This window comes from Limnohabitans sp. WS1, from assembly GCF_003063265.1.
Lineage (GTDB): Bacteria > Pseudomonadota > Gammaproteobacteria > Burkholderiales > Burkholderiaceae_C > Limnohabitans_A.
In genome coordinates this window covers 94,420-109,920 of the sequence record NZ_NERU01000013.1, presented here as the reverse complement: position 1 = coordinate 109,920, position 15,501 = coordinate 94,420, and the positions used below count along the sequence as shown (strand labels likewise).

Here is a 15,501-nt window from a genome sequence, read left to right as displayed (position 1 = left end):
GATGTCCCTTCTTGAGCAACTTATTGAAACGCACACTGGCAAGACCACCGACAAATGGAGTTTGTATGTGCGCGAGTACGCTCGGCTGTTTGAACCTTATCGCGATCAACCGATTTGCCTTCTTGAAATCGGCGTTCAGAATGGCGGCTCGCTAGAGGTCTGGAGTGATTATTTTGCGCAAGCCCGTGTACTGGTGGGCTGTGATATCGACGAGGGTTGCCGCAATTTGACTTACGCGGACAGCCGCGTGCATGTGGTGGTGGGCGATGCGAGTACGGTTGAGACAAGAGACCAAATATTGAGTATTTCCGCGACTTTCGACATCATCATCGATGACGGTTCTCATACAGCGAGCGATATCGTTAAGTCGTTCGCTTTGTATTTTGAACGTCTGTCTGAAGGTGGCCTTTACATCGTTGAAGACTTGCATTGCAGCTATTGGCAGAATTATCAGGGTGGGCTCCACAATCCCCTTTCATCTATCCATTTTTTCAAGTCCCTTTGTGACATCGTGAACCATCAATCTTGGGGCCTTCCAATGAGTCGGCGCGAGTTGTTGACGGAGTTTTCAAAACAGGACATCGCAGAGTTTTCAGAAGATCTGCTAGCCCAGATTCATTCAGTAGAGTTTTTAAACTCTATTTGTGTGGTCCGCAAGGCTGCTGCACCGAACAATACACTTGGGCCACGAATAGTACGTGGGCAAGAGGCTTTTGTAGATGTTGGCCCACTAGGCCTTGATGGGCAGGATCTGGTGGCACCGCTGCAATGCATGCCTGATTTAGCAGCGCCGCTTAATGCGGAGCCCTTGCTTTTTGATGAAGATTTCTATTTGAGCAACTATCCGGATGTTGCTGCTGCTGGGGTTAACGCGTTCGCGCATTACTTGGGTAATGGTAAATCAGAGGGGCGACACCCTACTGCTGATAGGGCTGCGTTGGCTGCTTTGCAAGAGGCAAAAGTCTGGGGGAGGGAGCAGGCCGCTGTCTTGGCAGGGATAGCCGAATTCGTTGCAGATAACGGGGACGCTTTGACCCAAGCTATCGAGGCTAGCCAAAAGCAGCTGGAGTTTTGGCATTTGCAACATGCCGCACGATTCGACCAGTTGACTCAGATGAGCGTTGAGCAAGAAGATCGTGAGGTGCAGCGATTGGACAAACTAGAGCTGAACCTGGTTGGCATGAGGGCTGAGCTGACTGACAAACTGAGTGAGTTGTTAATGGCCCAGAGCCTTGAATTGGCAGGCTCTTTTGAGGCAAGCCAAAGCAAGTTGGTAGGTGGGCAAGCAGAGCACGCAGTGCAAATAGCTTTCTTAAAAAACGAACAAGCCAAGCAAGCAGAGCAAGCACAGCGTCAGTATGAGAGTCTGCATGGCGAGTTCATTGCTCTTAAAACAAGTTTTATACAAATTAATGCAGCGTATTGGGATGCTAAGCAAACCTATGAAGCATGCGTTGCTGAGCTGAGGGAAGAACTAGAGGCAGAGCGTGTTCGCCTCGCGTGGCGGTCTGCCCACCCGCTCAAGGCATTCTGGCGGGACTTGTTTTCCCGCAAAACCGCAGGTGTGGACGCATGATCAATATATGGTTTATCAGGAGTTAGTTTTGTTTTTTGCAATGCGTTTTCAGTTCTATCCACGTCAATCTGCCACGTTGGTGTCTGCCCTCTGTTTTGGCCTGCTCACGGGCTGCGGCACCCAATCAGGTTGGCTCTCATCTGCCGGTCCTAGTACCGAGCAGGTCAACTCTGTTGCAAAGATTCAGGCCGATGGTCGAGCAAACGCCATTAAGGTAGTGGACGTCACTGAGTTAGTAGCCCGTCAGGTCAAGGCCAGCCAGCGCCGTGCGCTGTTTTCTGAAAGCTGGGGTCAGACCCGCAGCCCGGGCCTCGTGGTGGGTGCGGGCGATGTGCTGGAGGTGTCGGTGTGGGAAGCCCCTCCGGCCAGCCTGTTTGGCACTGCGGTGTTGGACCCGAGGGCCGGTTCTTCGGCGGCGCGGCTGACGGCCTTTCCCGAGCAGATGGTGAACGCAGCGGGCACGATCAATGTGCCTTTTGCCGGTGCTGTGCCAGCGGCGGGGCGTTTGCCTCAAGACATCGAGGCCGACATCACCCAGCGACTCAAGGGCAAGGCCAACCAGCCGCAGGTGATGGTGCGCGTGACGCGCAACGCCACCAGCAATGTGACAGTGGTGGGCGAGGTGGCGCAGAGCCTGCGCATGCCGCTCACTGCCAAGGGCGAGCGTCTGCTGGATGCGCTGGCGGCAGCGGGTGGGGTGCGTCAGCCGGTGGCCAAGATGTCGCTGCAGATCACGCGGGGCAGCCAGGTGCTGTCCTTGCCGCTGGACACCATCATTGCCGACCCCTTGCAGAACATTGCCCTGCACCCGGGCGATGTGGTCACTGCGGTGCACCAGCCTTTCAGCCTCACGGCGCTGGGTGCCACGGGGCGCAATGAAGAACTGAATTTTGAGTCGCAGGGCATCACACTGGCCCAGGCCCTTGGCCGCTTGGGTGGTTTGCAGGACGCCCGGGCCGATGCACGGGGGGTGTTTGTGTTCCGATTTGAAGACGCAGCGGCCTTGTCGGCCACGGGCGCTATAGCGGCTGGACAGGCACAGGGCAAGCTGCCGGTGGTATACCGGGTGGACCTGAAGGACCCGGCCATGTTTTTTGTAGCTCAGGACTTTCCCATGCGCCACAAAGATGTGGTGTACGTGTCCAATGCGCCAGCAGCCGAGCTGCAGAAGTTTCTGAACATTGTGGGTTCGGTGGCCGGGCCGATTTTGACCCTGCGGGCGGTGACCAATTGATGGCTGAGCCTGTTGATCCGGCCCAATGACGTTTGCAAGAACGTTTTTGTAGGATCGGCGCCCCCGCCGCGAAATGCCTCGCAGACCACCACCCATCGCCCCGAGGGCGGGGCTCCCACAAACTGCGGGGCTCCCAAAAACTGCGGGGATCCCACAAAAATGAGGGCTCCAGCAAACTGTAGGGCATTCGCCAATTTCGCGCCACCTTCCTGTAGGAGCGGCGCCCCCGCCGCGAAAACGCTTGGGAAGTTGAGGTCAGATACCAAGAGAATTAGGCTCATATACCCATAAATTTGTATATTTTTTATATCGCACTTGGCTCGGCAGTTCTTGGATGGCACCGTTCTTTTCGATGATGGGGTGGCATGGCTTGCTGACGTTGTTCGGGGGTGGTATCGTTAGGTATTACCCATACATACTTTTTTTGGAGACGCGCATGTCTGTTCTAGCCGCTCGACCCATTGCGATCAAGATAGACGAAGTCACCAGAGCCCGTGTCAAGCGGTTAGCTGATGCGCGCCAGCGTACGCCTCACTGGTTGATGCGTGAGGCGATCCAACAGTACGTGGACCGTGAAGAGAAGCGAGAAGCGTTTCGTCAGGATGCCCTTCAGGCGTGGGAGACCTTTCGCGCCAACAATCAGCATGCGCCGGCTGACCAAGCGGATGCCTGGTTGGCTCAGTTGGAGCAGGGCAACGACGTTGATCCGCCAGTATGCCGCAGCTGATTTGGTCGCCCCAGGCCCTGCTCGATGTGCAGAGGCTCTATCGATTTTTGGCCCTTAGGAATCAGGATGCGGCAAAACGGGCCATTAAGGCCATTCGTCAAGAAGTGAAAGTGCTTTCTTTACAGCCAGGCATGGGCAGGCCCGCTCAGGACATGAACGATGAGTTCCGTGACTGGATCATCGATTTCGGCGACAGTGGCTACGTAGCCAGATACCGTTTGGATGTGCAGTACGTGATCATTCTGGCGGTGCGACATCAGAAAGAAGCGGGTTTTTGATCTTCCATCATGTTTGCTGAGGCGCGTTTGTGCTGATTGACATCAGTCGCCTGCTGGGCCGTGCCGGGCAAGGGCGTTTGCCCACCGGGGTGGACCGGGTGATTCTGGCTTATGTCGCGCACTGGGGCCGCCAAGCGCAGGCGGTGCTGCAAAAGGGCACTTGGCGGCGCTTGGTGCCGCAGGCCGAGTCGCAGGCTTTGTTTGCTTTGGTGCAGAATCCACCCGCTGATTTTTCGTGGCAACTCGGGCGATGGATGGCGCGGGCCTTTGTGCCGCCTTGGCCTTCGCAAGATGCAACAGGCCAGGTGGCTTTTTATTTGGGGCATTCAGATTGGGACCGCCCGGGTTTGGCGTCGTGGCTGTGCCAAACGCATCAGAAGCCGGTGTTCTTTGTGCATGACTTGATTCCGATCACGCACCCCGAGTATTGCCGCCCAGGCGAGACGGCAGCGCATGTTCAGCGCATGCGCTTGGCGCTGCAAAGCGGGGCAGGGGTGGTGGCCAACTCGCAAGCCACGCTGGACAGCTTGATGGCCTTTGCACGGCAGCAGGCTTTGCCCATGCCGCCTGCCACGGTGGCGCTGTTGGCGCCGGCCGCTTTGCCTGACGCTGTGTGCACGACACGGCCTTTGGAACGGCCTTATTTTGTGGTGCTGGGCACGATTGAGCCCCGCAAAAATCATGTGTTGCTGTTGACGCTTTGGCGCGAGTTGGTGGCCCGGTGGGGTCCCCATGCCCCCCATTTGGTGGTGATTGGTCAGCGCGGTTGGGAGTGCGAAAACGTGGTTGATCTGCTGGAGCGTTGCGAGGCCTTGCGCGGGTTTGTGCACGAGGTGCCTGATTGCCCGGATACCGAGTTGTCGCGTTATTTGCGACACGCGCAGGCGCTGCTGTTTCCATCCTTCACCGAAGGCTATGGCATGCCTTTGGCCGAAGCTTTGCAAGCTGGCACGCCGGTGCTGGCCAGCGCCTTGCCGGTGTTTCGTGAAATTGCAGGCGATGTGCCCGAGTACCTGAGCCCCCTGGATGGCTTGGGTTGGCTGCAGGTCATCGAAAGTTATGCCTTGGCCAACAGCCCACGCAGACAAGCGCAGTTGCAGCGCATGTCCAACCTGCAGTTGCCCACCTGGGACCAGCACTTTGAGCAGGTGCAACGCTTGTTGGACATCTTGGCCATGGATTCGAATGGATGATGTTAGGCATCCCCCCCGTAGGAGCGACGCCCCCGTCGCGAAAAGCCTCGCAGACCACCACCCATCGCCCCGAGGGCGGGGCTCCCACAAGGGAAGTCCCCTTGTAGGAGCGACGCCCCCGTCGCGATAAGCCTCGCAGACCACGACCCATCGCCCCGAGGGCGGGGCTCCCACAAGGGAAGTCCCCTTGTAGGAGCGACGCCCTCGTCGCGAAAAGCCTCGCAGACCACGACCCATCGCCCCGAGGGCGGGGCTCCCACAAGGGAAGTCCCCTTGTAGGAGCGACGCCCTCGTCGCGAAAAGCCTCGCAGACCACGACCCATCGCCCCGAGGGCGGGGCTCCCACAAGGGAAGTCCCCTTGTAGGAGCGACGCCCTCGTCGCGAAAAGCCTCGCAGACCACTACCCGTCGCCCCGAGGGCTGGGCTCCCACCAGGGAAGACCCCTTGTAGGAGCGACGCCCTCGTCGCGATAACCCCCGCAGACCACCACCCATCGCCCCGAGGGCGGGGCTCCCACAAGGGAAGTCCCCTTGTAGGAGCGACGCCCTCGTCGCGAAAAGCCCCGCAGACCACTACCCATCGCCCCGAGGGCGGGGCTCCCACAAAATGCCATCGCCCCGAGGACGGGGCTCCTGCAATATGCAGGGCATCCTGCCTGGCTGGTTCAATGGTCTGTGGGGGATTTGTTTGTCTAAATGGTGTTTGTTTCCGGCATAATTTAAAAACTAATTTTTTGCCGGAAACAGTGTGAAGCCTCTTTCAAACCAGCAACGGCTCCATCAAGTCAATTCTGAACAGCTTTTCGACAATTATCGGACTGCGCTTCATCATGCAGGTGCTTATCAATACGGCATGCGCTGGAAGACGGTGCGCGGCACGGAGTACCTTTTCCGGGATACAGACAGAAAAGGCAATGGCAAGTCACTGGGGCGCAGATCAGCTCAAACCGAGGCTTTGCTCGTTTCATTTGTGGAAGGCCGCAGCGCAGCGCAGGCGCGTTTGCAGGGCATCACTGAAAAAATACAAGAGCAGGCCAGGCTCAATAAAGCTTTGCGCTTGAGCCGCGTGCCGCGCGTGGTGGCCCGTGTTTTACGTGAACTCGACAGGGCTGGCTTGCACGACAGCTTTACGGTCATTGGGACTCAAGCCTTGTACGCTTATGAAGCGGCGGCGGGTGCGCATTTTTTGCTTGAATTATTGGCATCTGGGGATGTCGACCTGCTCTACGATGCGCGTCAAAAATTGACAGTTGTGTCTGAAAAGTTGGATGGTGAGGGTCTCTTGGGCTTGCTCAAAAGGGCAGATAAGACTTTTGAGTGTGTTCGGAAAAATGGTTACCGTGCGGCCAACGCGGGCATGTTCATGGTGGATTTGGTCGTGGCTCCTCGTGGCATGACTGAGTCAAACAGCATCACGTTTTCTGAGGCTGATCTTGTGGCAACCGAGGTGCCTGGCCTGCAGTGGTTGTTGAATTCACCCAAACTTGATCCGGTGGCCATTGATGAAGATGGATGGCCTGTCCCCATGAGGGTGCCAGACCCACGGGCGTTTGCTTTGCACAAGATGTGGCTGTCGGGCTTGGATGATCGCGAGCCTTTGAAAAAGCCACGCGATCTGGACCAAGCCCAGGCCGTGGCGAAATTGGTCCGTGATGAAATGCCGCATCTTCCATTTGAACAAACCCTGACATCTTTGCACGGTGATGTGCGCAAAATGCTGCCTCTGCTGGATCTGTAAGCCGGATGGCTTGCGGTAGGAGCGACGCCCTCGTCGCGATAACCCTCGCAGACCACCACCCATCGCCCCGAGGGCGGGGCTCCCACAACATGCAGAACACCTCCCCCTGTAGGAGCGACGCCCCCGTCGCGAAAGGCCTCGCAGACCACCACCCATCACCCCGAGGGCGGGGCTCCCACAAGGGAAGTCCCCTTGTAGGAGCGACGCCCTCGTCGCGAAAAGCATCGCAGACCACCACCCATCGCCCCGAGGGCGGGGCTCCTGCAAATCAGTTCTTCCAATTGCTTGATTCACGCGATATCGACTTGGCCCGTGGCCCGGTTTTTGCCCATGGTTTTTCATGGCGTAAACGGGCTTTGTTGCGGCAGTTCACGCAGCGCCATGACCTTGTCTTTGTGCGCCATGCTGCACAGGTGCCTGAGGGGGCGACCTTGTTGCTGTGGGGGGCGGCAGTTGGGCCAGCAGGGCTGGGGACCGGTGTGAAGGTGGTGCGCCTGGAAGACGGTTTTTTGCGCTCGGTGGGTTTGGGGGCCGATTTGACCCGCCCGATGTCGTGGGTGATCGATCCTTTGGGCATTTACTTTGATGCACGCCAGCCCAGTGCTTTAGAGCGCATGCTGCAAAACGCGGTTTTCAGTCCGGACTTGCTGGAGCGGGCAGCGCATTTCAGGCAGCTGGTGGTGGCCGCTGGGCTGAGCAAGTACAACCTGGCCGCTGCACCTTGGTCACGACCGGACACCTCCAAACCAGTGGTCTTGGTGCCGGGGCAGGTCGAGACCGATGCGTCGATTGCCACGGGCACGCTGGACATCAAAACCAATATGGCCTTGTTGCAGGCAGTGCGCCAGGCCCGGCCCGATGCCTGGGTGGTGTACAAGCCGCATCCGGATGTGGTGGCCGGCCTGCGCCAAGCGGGGGCACAAGAGGCGCAGGCCATGCTGTGGTGCAACGAAGTGGTGTTGCAGGCCTCGATGTCACAGCTGCTGGATGCACTGAACCCGCAAGACGAGGTGCATGTGATGACGTCTTTGACCGGTTTTGAAGCTTTGCTGCGTGGCATCCCGGTGGTGTGTTACGGCCAGCCTTTTTATGCGGGTTGGGGCCTGACGCTTGACCGGTATCCGCATCCGCGCCGCACCCGTCGGCTTTCGCTCGATGGGTTGGTGGCTGCGGCATTGTTGTTGTACCCGGTGTACGTGAGCCGGGTGTCTGGCCAGCGCTGTTCGCCCGAGCAGGCTTTGCAAGAGTTGCTGGCTTGGCGTGCGCAAAGCCCGGGTGGCGTGGTGTGGTGGCGTCGTTGGCTGCGGCCTTTGTTGGCGCGGGCATGAGCTTGGTGATGGGTTTGAACTGATGAGCACGGTGTGTTTGGTGAGCTTGGGCAGTGCGGGTGATGTGCACCCGATGCTGGCGCTGGGTCAAGCCCTTGGCGAGCGCGGCCACCGCGCCGTGGTGATGACGAATCCTGTTTTTGAGGGCATGGTGCGTGGTGCGGGTTTGGAGTTTGACGCCATCGGCCGCGCCGAAGAGCACGCCAGCACCGTGGCACACCCCAAGCTTTGGCATCCGGTGGATGGTTTGGGGGTGATGTGGCGCTATTTGTTACGCCCGGCGCTGGAGCCGACCTTTGAGCGGCTGTCTGCGTGGTCTGCCCAGGGGCCTTGTGTGGTGCTGGCCAACCCGCTGGCCATGGGCGCACGGGTGGCGCAAGAAAAGCTGGGTTTGCCCTTGATGAGTGTCTACACCGCGCCCACCTTGCTGCGCTCGGTGCATCCGCCTTTGACGCTGGCGCAGTGGTCGGTGCCGCGCTGGATGCCGCACTGGGCCTTGCAGGGCGCTTGGCATGCCTTGGACCGCTTGAAGTTGCAGCCCCTGGTCAAACCAGCCTTGGAGCGTTTGCGTCAAGCGCAGGGCTTGGCACCCATCAAGGGGTCTGTGTTTGGGCAATGGATGCATTCACCGCAGGCGGGGGTGGCTTTGTTTCCTAAGTGGTTTGCAGCGGCCCCGCCCGATTGGCCGGGGCAGGTGGTGCAGGCCGACTTTGTGCGGTACAACGATGGCGACACACCGCTGCCAGAGAGTTTGCAATTGTTTTTGGCACAGGGCGATGCGCCTGTGGTGTTCATGCCCGGCACGGCCCGACACCACACCGATGAATTTTTTGCAGAGGCCATGCAAGCTTGTGCGGCCATGGGCTTACGTGGTGTTTTTCTGGGCCACTTGAGCCAGGCACTGCAGGCGCGTGTGGCTGCGCAGCCAGCCCAGATTTGGGCGGGCGCTTATGTGCCCTTTGCCGATGTGTTGCCGCATGCACGCGCTTTGGTGCAACACGGCGGCATTGGCACCAGTGCGCAGGCCTTGCATGCAGGGGTGCCGCAGTTGGTGGTGCCTTGTGCCTATGACCAATTTGACAATGCATTGCGTTTGCAGCGCTTGGGTGTGGCCCAGGTCTTGCCAAGCCCTGGGCAGGGGAGGCTTCAAACCCATTTGCAGTCTTTGCTGGCAGACCCCGGTGTGGTGAACGCGTGTCGGCGTTGGGCCGGGCAGGGCAGCGCCCAAGAGGCACGCCGTCAGGTCTGTGATGCGGTGGGGCGGTTGGCATGAACAAGGGTCAGGTGCAACGTCGGCATGTGTTTTTTGTGAGTGGTTTTGACCCCAAGGGCGCTGCGCATTACCACCGCCTGTACCGCACACAGGCAGCGTTGCAAGGCACCGTCACCCACACGGTGTACGAGGTCAGTGATCGCAAGCAGGGCGACAACGGCAATGCGGTGTGGACGGTTCGCTCGGGTGACACCGAAACGGTTTACGAGTATGTGCGTTGGGACGACATTGTCCGGGCGCATTGGCCACGGGGTGCGTGGCAGGTGTTGATGCGATCCGTGCGGGTTTATGGCTTGTTGCTGACCATGCCCAAGCTCTTGCGCAAGGTGGGGGGCGTGGCGGGCCGGACCTTGGTGTCGCTGTTTTATCCGGCTGTTTATTGGCTGGGCGTGGTGCTGGTGGCCATGGCTGCAGCCGCATGTGGGGCTTGGCTGGTGGGTCTTTGGATGCCCTCTTTGGGGGGCAGTGCCTGGCTGGCTGCCGGGCTGGCGGCGAGCGTTGTGTTGGCTGCAGGTTGGCAGTGGGAAAAAAGCTTGCACACCTCGTGGCTGTTGCGCATTTTTGGCTTTGCAGATCTGCACGCCAGAGGTCAAGTGCCTGAGTTGTCGCAGCGTTGGGACCGTTTGGCCGAGGGCATCGAACAAGCCCTGCTGAGGCCCGAAACAGATGAAGTGCTGCTGGTGGGTTTCAGTGTTGGCAGCATGGGGGCCGTGTCTGCTGCGGCGCGTACAGCGAAGCGCTGCGCCGATGTGCCAAAGGCTTTGTCCAAGCTGTCGGTGCTGACGCTGGGGCATTGCATTCCACTGTTTGCTCTCATGCCCAAAGCCCATGCGCTTCGCAACGAGCTGGCGTGTGTTGGGGTCAACCCGCATTTATTTTGGGTGGATTGCTCTTCGCCGTCTGACTGGGGCAGTTTTGCTTTGGTCGATCCGGTGGCCTTGTGTGTCAAGGGGCAAGCCGTCAACCCCCGCGCCATGACATCGCCCCGGTTTCACACCTTGTTTGATGCGGCCACTTATGCCGTTTTGAAGAAAGACAAGCGTCGCATGCATTTGCAGTATTTGATGGCCGGGCAGTTGCCCGGCAGCTATGATTTTTTTTCCTGGACAGCCGGTGCGCAGAGCTTGCGCCAGCGTGGTTTGCAGCCGGTGGTTTCATGAACCATTTTTGCCCTGCTTACCCCGCACCGCGCAAGACGCGCACGGGCATTTGGAAGTTTTTTTTCAGCGCTCGGCGTTCATGGCTGGACAGCCTTTATGAGCGCAGTTACCGCATGCAGATGGGCGAGGTGCATTTGCCGGGCGTGGATTTGTACATGGTCAATGACCCGGCGGTGGTCAAGCGGGTGTTGCAAGAAGAGTCGGCCGATTTTCCCAAGAGCGCCTTGCTCGGTGACGCTTTGCGCCCTTTGCTGGGCGACAGCGTGTTCACCACCAATGGCGCAACGTGGCAACGCCAACGGGACATGATGGGGCCGGCTTTTGCCCAAGCGCGTTTGCAGGTGGCTTTTCCGGTCATGAAGGACGCTACCGATGCCATGCTTGCGCGATTGGATGGCTTGCCAGATGGGGCCGAGCACGACATCGAGGTGGAGATGACTTTTGTCACCGCCGACATCATTTTCAGGACGATTTTTTCCAAACCGCTAGAGGGTGTGGATGCGCACCGTGTGTTTGATGCGTTTGCACGTTTTCAGGCTTTGGCCCCCAAATTGATGTTGCCCGCCATGTATGGCGTGCGTTGGCTGGTGTGGCCTTGGGACGTGTGGCGCAGCCGCCGGGCTGCCCGCGAAATCCGGGGGCTGCTGGAGGCGCTGATTCGGCCACGCTACGAGGCCCATGTGCGCGATGGCGAGGGCCAAGACGTGTTGGCCCCGGCCGACATTTTGGCGGCCTTCATGGCTGCGCGTGACCCTGAATCGGGCCAGCCTTTCAGCTTCGACGAGTTGGTGGACCAGGTGGCCATGTTGTTTTTGGCAGGCCATGAAACCTCGGCCAGTGCATTGACTTGGGCCTGTTATTTGTTGGCCGAGGCTCCTGAGGTGCAATCGCGTGTGCAGGCCGAAGTCGCGGCCCAGCTGCAAGGCCGCTCGGTCGAGCAAAGCGATTTGAAGCCCATGGCCCTGACTTGGAATGTGTTCAGGGAAACCTTGCGGCTGTTTCCGCCGGTGGGTTTCATGGTGCGCGAGTCGGCCCAAACTTGCCCCATGCGGGACAAAACGGTGCCCCAAGGCGCATCGATCTTGATTTCACCTTGGTTGATTCAAAGGCACCGGCAGTGGTGGCAAGAGCCCGATGCCTTCAACCCCGATCGGTACGACGACGAGGCCACGCGTGCCTCTTTGCGTCAGGCCTATCTGCCATTCGGGGCCGGTCCCCGGGTGTGCATTGGTGCCGCCTTTGCGCTGCAAGAAGCCGTGCTGATTTTGTCGAGCCTGGTGGGCCGTTACCGGCTGGCTGCAGTGCCTGGCCATGTGCCGCAGCCCGTGGGACGCCTGACCATCCGATCGGCGAACGGCGTGCGATTGACACTTCACAGAAGGGCTGTGGCATGAAAGAACGCTTGATGGGGTTTGTGTTGATGTCGGCGGTGGTGCCGATGGCTGTGCTGGGCTATTTGATTTTGGTGGTGGTGGGTTTTTCGGGGCCCAACAGCCGCGCACGCGCTGGCGTGAGGGCGCTGGACCATTTTGTCAACGCCTCGGTTTTCAACGGCTATGCGTGGGAGAGCGTGTCTTCGCACGCCTGGCGCGAACGTCACCGGCTGTGGGCACGGGGCATCATTTGGATCACGGACCGTTTTCAAAAAGACCATTGCCGACGGGCCAACAAGCGCGAACAGGCCGTGGTCGATTTGGTGCTGCACAAGGGGCTGGAAAAGCCCACCATTTTTTAAATTCAAATCTGTGACTGAAGTTCGTCGGCGTTGTGTTTTGTATGTGAGTGGCTTTGACCCCAAAGGGGCGGCGCACTACCACGCCTTGTTCAAAAAAGAGGGTGGGGCGCATAGCCAACGTCACGGGTGGCAGCTGGATGTGGGGCCTCGCAAGCGCTTGGATCAAGGCAATGCCGCCTGGCGTCTGGAGGCACGGGTGGACGGCGCAGCGGTCAGCACCGATTACGAGTTTTTGAGCTGGGACGACATTGTGCGTGCGCATTGGACACGCGCCATGCCCTTGTTGTGGTGGCAAATTTTGAGCACCACTTGGCTCAACTGGCGCAGTGGGGCCTTGGGCCGCATGTACCGCTTGTCTTGGCCGCCGGTGTTGGCTTTGACATTGCCGTTTTTTTTGGTATTGCTGCTGTTGCTGGGCACGCCTGCAGCGGGGCTGCTGCTGATGTCGATGGCCAAGGGGATGGGGGCGGATTGGCCCATGGCGGGGCTGCTGGGCGTGGCTGCTGCAGGTGCCGTCTGGATCGCGGGGCGCTGGCTTGAAGGCCGTTACAGCATGTACTGGATGATGCGCAGTTATGTTTTTAATGCGCTGCAGGCGCAGGACAAAACGCCTGAGCTCGATCGCAGGCTGCAGGCGCATGCCCACACCCTGGTGGAACGGGTCGGTTCGGGCCGTTATGACGAGGTCTTGTTGGTCGGACACAGTTCAGGTGCCACCATGGCGGCCATTGTTTTGGCCAAGGCCTTGCGCTTGAATGCTGAATTGAGCCAGCAAGCCACGAGCCTGTCTTTGTTGACCCTGGGTCAATGGCTACCGGCTTTGGGCAGCTTGCCCATGGCGAGTGCTTTTCAAAGCGATTTGCAGCTCATCGCCTCGGCCAAGGGCTTGAACTGGATCGACTTTTCGGCCCCACCGGATGGGTGTTGTTTTGCCTTGCAAGACCCCTTGCTGGCCTGCGGCGTGTCGCCCACACCAGGGGGCGTGGCCCTGAAAGTGCTGAACCCCAAATTTGCAGACATGTTTGATCCGGGCGACTACCACAAGCTCAAAAAAGACAAATTCCAGCTCCATTTTCAATACATCAAAGCCACCGATCAGACGGTGGCGTATGACTATTTTTTGACGGTGGCAGGGCCATTGACCCTGGCTGAAAGATACCGCCATCAAGCTTCGGTGGTGGCTTACGCCGCATTGCGAGGAAGGTGGTGGCGATCAGGGGCATGACTGCCCCGCGCCCCTTACACCCCACCCTGCGGATGGGTCGGGTCGATCCACAAAACGGTTTCGGGCTTTTCGACGGGCTCGATGTCCATGTTGACGGCCACGGCTTGGCCGTCGCTGCGGCACAAGACGCACTCCAGCGTTTCGTCGGCGCTGGCGTTGATCTCTTGGTGGGGCACGTAGGGCGGCACATAAATGAAGTCGCCGGGGCCGGCTTCTGCGGTGAATTCCAGGGCGTCGCCCCACCGCATGCGGGCGCGGCCTTTGACCACATAGATCACACTTTCCAGAGGCCCGTGGTGGTGTGCGCCGGTTTTGGCATTGGGGTGGATGTGCACGGTGCCGGCCCAAAGTTTTTGAGCGCCCACGCGTGCAAAGTTGATGGCCGCTTTGCGGTCCATGCCCGGTGTGGAGGGCACATTGCCGTCCAACTGGTTGCCCGGCACCACCCGCACACCGTCGTGTTTCCAGTTGGTGCTGTGGGTCTCGGGGGCAGACGCGTGATCATGGGGTTCGTGGGTTTGTGACATGGAAAGTGCCTTTGCAAAAAAGTTGGAATTGACTTTAGCAGGGTATGGGTCAACAGGTCATGGCCAGATCTTTTTTGTAGGAGCGGTGCCCCCACGATGTAGGAGCGGCGCCCCCACGATGTAGGAGCGACGCCCCCGTCGCGATAGAGCCCCGCAGACCACTACCCATCGCCCCGAGGGCGGGGCTCCCACAAAATGGAGGTCGTCACCTGTAAGCGCGGCGCCCCCGCCGCGATAAAGCCTCGCTCAATGGCTGTGCATGGCGCTGACCACTTGCACCGCCGACCCTGCGGCCAATGTGAAGCCCAGGCCCCCATGCCCGGTGTTGAGGTAGAGGTTGGCTGGGCCGTTTTTTTGTCGGCCGAGCACGGGCAGACCGGTGGGGGTGGCCGGGCGCATGCCGGTCCAGGGGTGCAGGTCGGCAAAGCGCGAGCAGTCGCCAAACAGGTCCCGGGTGTCGGCCAGCAGGCTGTTGATGCGTTCGGGGGGAATCTGCGTGGTGTGTCCGACCAACTCGACCATGCCGGCCACGCGCAGGCGTTCGCCCAAACGCGCAAACACGACTTTGCGGGCGCTGTCGGTGATGCTGACGTGGGGGGCCAGGCCGGGGCCATCCGTGTCCACCGTGATGCTGTAACCCTTGAGCGGGTAAATCGGCAAATGAATGCCCACTTGTGCGGCCAGACCTGGGGTGGTGTGGCCCGTGCACAGCACAAAGGCATCGGCTTGGATGTCTTGCCCCGAGGCCAATGACACGGCCTGCACTTGTTGGCCACGCACCAACAAGCGTTCAATGCGCTGACCCATGCACCATTGCACATCACGGGTCGACAAAATGTGCACCCATTCCTCACACAGTTTTTTGCAGTCTGCGGCGCATTCGCTGGGCGTGTAGATGCCGCCCGCAAACAGTTCGCGCCGGGGCGCCAAGGCGGGTTCGATGGCGCAGGCCTCGCTGGCCGACACCGCATGTTGGGGCGATCCGCCCAGCTGCTGCTGCAGGGCCAGTTGTTGGCGTGCTGCGTCAAAGGCAGTTGCTGAGCGAAACATCACCAGTTTGCCGCTGCTGGAGAAATCAAAATTCAGTGTTTCTTGTTCGCGCCAGTCGTCCAGAGCGGCGCGGCTTTGGGCGGCCAGGCGCAGCAGTTGCGCTGTGGTGCTGTGCGACTGAGCGGTGTTGCAGGCCCTGAGAAAGCGCAGCAACCAGGCCCACTGCGCCGGGTCCCACTGTGGGCGGATCTTGAGGGCGGAGTCTGGGGACAGCATGAGCTTGGGCAGTTGTGCCCAGATGCCGGGGTCGGCCATGGGTTGCACGTAGTCGTAGCTCAGCTGTGCCCCATTGCCGCCGCTGGCCCCCGAGGCCGCTGCGCCTTGGTCCACCACGGTGACGCGGTGACCTTGTTGCGTGAGTTCGAAAGCGGTGCTCAGGCCGATGATTCCAGCACCCAGAACGCACACATGCATGAGACACCTTTGACAAAAACAGCCAGTTTAGCGCTTGCCTTAT

Annotated in this window: 14 protein-coding genes; 12 read left to right on the top strand and 2 right to left on the bottom strand. The window is 59.6% G+C overall.

The window, feature by feature from the left end:
- Position 1: 1 nt before the first annotated feature.
- From B9Z48_RS15380 to B9Z48_RS15325, 12 genes are all read left to right on the top strand, one after another.
- Positions 2–1,576, top strand: coding sequence for a class I SAM-dependent methyltransferase (locus tag B9Z48_RS15380; RefSeq protein WP_158273290.1), 1,575 nt, complete (start codon positions 2–4; stop codon positions 1,574–1,576).
- Positions 1,577–1,655: 79 nt separating this feature from the next.
- Positions 1,656–2,810 (top strand): polysaccharide biosynthesis/export family protein, encoded by a 1,155-nt coding sequence (locus B9Z48_RS15375; protein WP_233261152.1) that lies wholly within the window; start codon positions 1,656–1,658, stop codon positions 2,808–2,810.
- Between the two features lie 436 nt (positions 2,811–3,246).
- Positions 3,247–3,537, top strand: coding sequence for a CopG family ribbon-helix-helix protein (locus B9Z48_RS15370; RefSeq protein WP_108379581.1), 291 nt, complete (start codon positions 3,247–3,249; stop codon positions 3,535–3,537).
- Positions 3,525–3,815, top strand: coding sequence for a type II toxin-antitoxin system RelE/ParE family toxin (locus B9Z48_RS15365; RefSeq protein ID WP_108379533.1), 291 nt, complete (start codon positions 3,525–3,527; stop codon positions 3,813–3,815). The genes B9Z48_RS15370 and B9Z48_RS15365 overlap by 13 nt, the downstream gene beginning before the upstream one ends.
- Before the next feature lie 29 nt (positions 3,816–3,844).
- Positions 3,845–5,008: a glycosyltransferase family 1 protein gene (locus B9Z48_RS15360; RefSeq protein WP_108379531.1), complete on the top strand. Its 1,164-nt coding sequence runs from the start codon at positions 3,845–3,847 to the stop codon at positions 5,006–5,008.
- A gap of 853 nt (positions 5,009–5,861) precedes the next feature.
- Positions 5,862–6,746 (top strand): nucleotidyltransferase domain-containing protein, encoded by an 885-nt coding sequence (locus tag B9Z48_RS15355; protein ID WP_108379529.1) that lies wholly within the window; start codon positions 5,862–5,864, stop codon positions 6,744–6,746.
- A 281-nt stretch (positions 6,747–7,027) separates the two neighbouring features.
- A complete protein-coding gene (locus B9Z48_RS15350; protein ID WP_233261147.1) occupies positions 7,028–8,074 on the top strand; it encodes a beta-3-deoxy-D-manno-oct-2-ulosonic acid transferase in 1,047 nt (348 codons plus the stop codon).
- Between the two features lie 22 nt (positions 8,075–8,096).
- Positions 8,097–9,347 (top strand): glycosyltransferase, encoded by a 1,251-nt coding sequence (locus B9Z48_RS15345; protein ID WP_108379525.1) that lies wholly within the window; start codon positions 8,097–8,099, stop codon positions 9,345–9,347.
- Positions 9,344–10,507: a hypothetical protein gene (locus B9Z48_RS15340; protein ID WP_108379523.1), complete on the top strand. Its 1,164-nt coding sequence runs from the start codon at positions 9,344–9,346 to the stop codon at positions 10,505–10,507. The genes B9Z48_RS15345 and B9Z48_RS15340 overlap by 4 nt, the downstream gene beginning before the upstream one ends.
- On the top strand, positions 10,504–11,901 hold the full coding sequence (locus tag B9Z48_RS15335) for a cytochrome P450 (protein WP_108379521.1): 1,398 nt from the start codon (positions 10,504–10,506) through the stop codon (positions 11,899–11,901). Before B9Z48_RS15340 ends, B9Z48_RS15335 begins: the two co-directional genes overlap by 4 nt.
- Positions 11,898–12,242 carry a hypothetical protein gene (locus B9Z48_RS15330; RefSeq protein ID WP_108379519.1) on the top strand — a complete coding sequence of 115 codons (345 nt, stop codon included), beginning with the start codon at positions 11,898–11,900 and terminating at the stop codon, positions 12,240–12,242. The genes B9Z48_RS15335 and B9Z48_RS15330 overlap by 4 nt, the downstream gene beginning before the upstream one ends.
- 10 nt (positions 12,243–12,252) lie before the next feature.
- On the top strand, positions 12,253–13,467 hold the full coding sequence (locus tag B9Z48_RS15325) for a hypothetical protein (RefSeq protein WP_108379517.1): 1,215 nt from the start codon (positions 12,253–12,255) through the stop codon (positions 13,465–13,467).
- A 14-nt stretch (positions 13,468–13,481) separates the two neighbouring features.
- Here the strand turns inward: B9Z48_RS15325 and B9Z48_RS15320 are convergent, their stop codons facing one another.
- Both B9Z48_RS15320 and B9Z48_RS15315 read right to left on the bottom strand, forming a co-directional pair.
- A complete protein-coding gene (locus B9Z48_RS15320; protein ID WP_108379515.1) occupies positions 13,482–13,994 on the bottom strand; it encodes a cupin domain-containing protein in 513 nt (170 codons plus the stop codon).
- A gap of 246 nt (positions 13,995–14,240) precedes the next feature.
- Positions 14,241–15,458, bottom strand: coding sequence for a D-amino acid dehydrogenase (locus tag B9Z48_RS15315; protein ID WP_108379513.1), 1,218 nt, complete (start codon positions 15,456–15,458; stop codon positions 14,241–14,243).
- Between the last annotated feature and the right edge of the window lie 43 nt (positions 15,459–15,501).

Bases quoted from the DNA above. Each gene is read 5' to 3' on its own strand.
- B9Z48_RS15380 (WP_158273290.1), top strand. From the start codon at position 2: ATGTCCCTTCTTGAGCAACTTATTGAAACGCACACTGGCAAGACCACC.
- B9Z48_RS15370 (WP_108379581.1), top strand. From the start codon at position 3,247: ATGTCTGTTCTAGCCGCTCGACCCATTGCGATCAAGATAGACGAAGTC.
- B9Z48_RS15365 (WP_108379533.1), top strand. From the start codon at position 3,525: ATGCCGCAGCTGATTTGGTCGCCCCAGGCCCTGCTCGATGTGCAGAGG.
- B9Z48_RS15355 (WP_108379529.1), top strand. From the start codon at position 5,862: ATGCGCTGGAAGACGGTGCGCGGCACGGAGTACCTTTTCCGGGATACA.
- B9Z48_RS15345 (WP_108379525.1), top strand. From the start codon at position 8,097: ATGAGCACGGTGTGTTTGGTGAGCTTGGGCAGTGCGGGTGATGTGCAC.
- B9Z48_RS15340 (WP_108379523.1), top strand. From the start codon at position 9,344: ATGAACAAGGGTCAGGTGCAACGTCGGCATGTGTTTTTTGTGAGTGGT.
- B9Z48_RS15335 (WP_108379521.1), top strand. From the start codon at position 10,504: ATGAACCATTTTTGCCCTGCTTACCCCGCACCGCGCAAGACGCGCACG.
- B9Z48_RS15330 (WP_108379519.1), top strand. From the start codon at position 11,898: ATGAAAGAACGCTTGATGGGGTTTGTGTTGATGTCGGCGGTGGTGCCG.
- B9Z48_RS15320 (WP_108379515.1), bottom strand. From the start codon at position 13,994: ATGTCACAAACCCACGAACCCCATGATCACGCGTCTGCCCCCGAGACC.
- B9Z48_RS15315 (WP_108379513.1), bottom strand. From the start codon at position 15,458: ATGCATGTGTGCGTTCTGGGTGCTGGAATCATCGGCCTGAGCACCGCT.